Here is a 3,609-nt window from a genome sequence, read left to right as displayed (position 1 = left end):
TTCGCTGCTGCGGGTGTGTTCATTCGTGTGACGATGAACACACCCCACCATAAGTGACGCGGCTTGCCATTACAATCTTTTCATTGTTACAGTACAAAAATGGCAAAAGCGAAGACCGAACTTGGCTGGGTCCCGGAAGAGCCGACCTCCCGCGGGGTGGTCAATGCAGTCAGCCGGGCTATCCGCGACGGCATTCTGCAGCCGGGCATGAAGCTGCCGCCGATCCGTGCCGTGGCATCCGAACTGCAGTTATCCCCCACCACGATCAGTGCGGCCTGGTCCCTTCTGGCCCGATCGGGTGCCATCCAGACTGATGGGCGGCGCGGAACGAGAATCGCGGACATTCACCCGGGCTCGGCCCGCTATCACCGGGCTTTGGACCGGCAAAGTACTTTCACTCTGGACCTGTCCACCGGGGTCCCGGATCGGGAGCTTCTTCCGGATCTGGGGCCAGTGCTGGGGAGTCTCACCCGGGCGCTCACGCCCAGCAGCTATCTGGACGAGCCGGTGGTGCCGGAGCTGATCGAGTTGCTCAGGGCGACCTGGCCCTACGATGCGCCGGACTTCATCGTGGTGGACGGCGCAATGGATGCACTCGAACTGGCAACCCGCGCCGTGGTGCGGTTCGGGGACCGGGTGATCGTCGAGCATCCCACCTTCCCCTTGCTGCTGGACCAGCTTGAAGCTGCCGGCGCCGACGTCGTTGGTGTTCCGATGGACGGGCAGGGCATGCTCCCCTGCGCGTTGCAGGCGGCCCTTGGTACTCCGGCGGCAGCGGTGATTCTGCAGCCACGGGCACAGAACCCGACGGGGGTTTCGCTGAGCTCCGAGCGCGCCGAACAACTTGCCCGGGTCATTGGTGCAGCAGACACCACTGTCATCGAAGATGACTCGGCTGGCGATGTCGCGTGGACCCCGGATGTCAGTCTGGGCCGGTGGCTGCCGGAGCGGACGCTTCATGTTCGCAGCTTCTCCAAATCCCACGGGCCGGATTTGCGCCTTGCGGCCATGAGCGGCCCGGCCGGATTGATCCACGAAATTGTCGCCAGGCGCCAGCTCGGGCAGGGCTGGACCAGTCGGTTGCTGCAGCGGATCCTGCTCGCCCTGCTCACTGACGAGCAGAGCGTTGAGCAGGTGAAGCGTGCGCGCGGCGAGTATCGTCGTCGTCGGGAAGCCATGGTTGATGGTCTTGCCGGGCACGGCGTATCGGTTGTCGGAGCGGACGGGCTGAACATCTGGGTGCCTGTTGCCGATGAGTCGGCCGCTACCGTCCGGCTTGCCAGCCAGGGTGTCGGAGTTGCTCCTGGGGCTCCATTCTTCGTGCTGCCTCTCCAGCCTGGCCATATTCGGCTCACCGTCGGATCGCTCGCGGGGCCTGTTGACGAGCTGGTGGGGATGATTGCCCGGGCAGTCCAGGCGGGGAGCCGGGGAGGCGGCCGCTAATACCTTTTATGTACTGTCACAATAGCCTTATTGTCATGGCAGTGGGCGTGACCTATGGTGGAGTGGTCAGCTTCACACGGCAGGACACGGATCCGCGCCGGTGAACCCTGACCAACCACCGTAGCGAGAGGATCCACCGTTGATTCAAGCCACTGCTGTTACCGGAATAGACGCCGACAAAGCCGATGATGTCCGGCGCAAGGACAGGGCGCATGTGTTCCATTCGTGGTCCGCCCAGGGACAGATCGACCCCTTGCCTATCGCTGGCGCGTTGGGTTCGTATTTCTGGGATTACGACGGGAACCGCTACCTTGATTTTTCCTCGCAGCTGGTCAACGTCAATATCGGGCACCAGCATCCGAAGCTCGTCGCCGCAATTCAGGAACAGGCAGGGAAACTGGCAACAGTCGGACCCACCTTCGCCAATGACGCCCGGTCCGAAGCGGCGCGGCTCATTTCCGAGCTGGCACCGGGCGACCTGAACAAGGTCTTCTTTACCAACGGCGGGGCCGAAGCCAACGAGAATGCCGTGCGGATGGCCAGGCTGCACACCGGCAGAACCAAGGTCCTCGCCGCCTACCGCAGCTATCACGGATCCACGGCGGGAGCGATCGCCCTGACCGGTGACCCCCGGCGGTGGTCTTCCGAGCCGGCCATGCCCGGCGTCGTCCACTACTGGGGACCCTACGCCTACCGTTCGGCCTTCCATGCGGAGAATGAGGCGCAGGAGTGCGAGCGGGCATTGGCCCACCTTCGGAACACGCTCACGGTCGAGGGCCCGCACACCGTGGCGGCGATCATCCTCGAACCCGTCGTGGGCACCAACGGTGTCCTGGTTCCGCCTGAAAACTACCTGTCCGGGGTCCGGGCAATCTGCGACGAATTTGGCATCATGCTCATCGCCGATGAGGTGATGGCCGGGTTCGGCCGCTGCGGTGAGTGGTTCGCCGTCGACCGCTGGAACGTGGCACCTGACCTGATCACCTTCGCCAAAGGCATCAACTCCGGCTACGTTCCCCTCGGCGGCGTCGTCATCTCGGAGAAGATCGCCGCCACCTTCGATCAGAGGCCCTACCCGGGAGGGCTGACCTACTCCGGGCATCCCCTGGCGTGCGCTTCCGCGGTGGCGTCAATCAACATCTTCAAGGAGGAAGGGATCATCGAGCAGGCCCGCACACTGGGCAGCGACGTCATCGGCCCCCTTTTGCGGGAACTCGCCGACCGGCATCCCAGCGTTGGCGAAGTACGGGGGCTGGGAGTCTTCTGGGCCCTGGAACTGGTTGTTGACCGCGCCACCCGCCAGCCGCTGGTTCCGTTCAATGCCAGCGGTGCCGACGCCGCCCCGATGGGAGAGTTTGCCGCAGCGTGCAGGAGCCGCGGCCTGTGGCCTTTTGTGCACTTCAACCGGACGCACGTGGTTCCGCCGTGCACCACAAGCGCCGACGAGGTCCGGGCCGGGATCGAGATTCTTGATGAGGCCCTCTACGTCGCAGACAAGCACTACACCGGCAGCTGAGCGCAGCCGCGCATCCCAGCAGCCCGATGGCGGGGCGCAAACCACCCGATTAGCAGAAATCGAGGAGTTTCATGACAGGCACGATCGAACATTTCATCAACGGCGAGTTGACTTCCGGGATGGGTGAGAGAACCCAGCAGGTTTTCAATCCGGCGACCGGGCAGGTGACCGGCGAGCTGCGGCTGGCTAACCAGGACGACATCAACAGTGTCGTGGCGGCGGCACGGAACGCTGCTGATTCGTGGTCCCAGATGTCGTTGTCGACGCGCACCGGGATTCTGTTCAGGTTCCGTGAACAGTTGGCGGCGCATACCGATGAACTGGCCGCGATTGTCACCTCGGAGCACGGCAAGGTTCTCTCCGACGCGAAGGGTGAGATTGGCCGCGGGCTTGAGGTGGTCGAGTTCGCCTGCGGGATCATCGAACAGCTCAAGGGCGAATACTCCGACCAAGTCTCCACCGGGATCGACGTGTACTCGTTCCGTGAGCCGCTGGGGGTGGTTGCCGGGATCACCCCGTTCAACTTCCCCGTGATGGTGCCGTTGTGGATGGCGCCAGTGGCCATCGCCACCGGCAACGCGTTCATCCTCAAGCCCTCAGAACGGGACCCGTCGGCGTCGATCCTGATGGCCCGCCTGTGGCAGGAGGCG

3 protein-coding genes are annotated in these 3,609 nt (G+C 63.9%); all 3 read left to right on the top strand.

Annotated features, from left to right (window positions below; translation table 11 throughout):
- Positions 1 to 99 precede the first annotated feature (99 nt).
- Positions 100 to 1,443 carry an aminotransferase-like domain-containing protein gene (locus Y708_RS0119210; protein WP_028281169.1) on the top strand — a complete coding sequence of 448 codons (1,344 nt, stop codon included), beginning with the start codon at positions 100 to 102 and terminating at the stop codon, positions 1,441 to 1,443.
- A gap of 142 nt (positions 1,444 to 1,585) precedes the next feature.
- Complete coding sequence (locus Y708_RS0119205; protein WP_216699847.1) at positions 1,586 to 2,959, top strand: aspartate aminotransferase family protein; 1,374 nt, start codon at positions 1,586 to 1,588, stop codon at positions 2,957 to 2,959.
- Positions 2,960 to 3,030: 71 nt separating this feature from the next.
- On the top strand, positions 3,031 to 3,609 hold a 579-nt coding region (locus Y708_RS31280; RefSeq protein WP_035776886.1), incomplete at its 3' end, for an aldehyde dehydrogenase family protein.

It is taken from the genome of Arthrobacter sp. H5 (genome assembly GCF_000520595.1).
Lineage (GTDB): Bacteria > Actinomycetota > Actinomycetes > Actinomycetales > Micrococcaceae > Arthrobacter_D.
The sequence above is the reverse complement of the archived record's forward strand: the minus strand, read 5'-3'. Positions and strand labels throughout refer to the sequence as shown.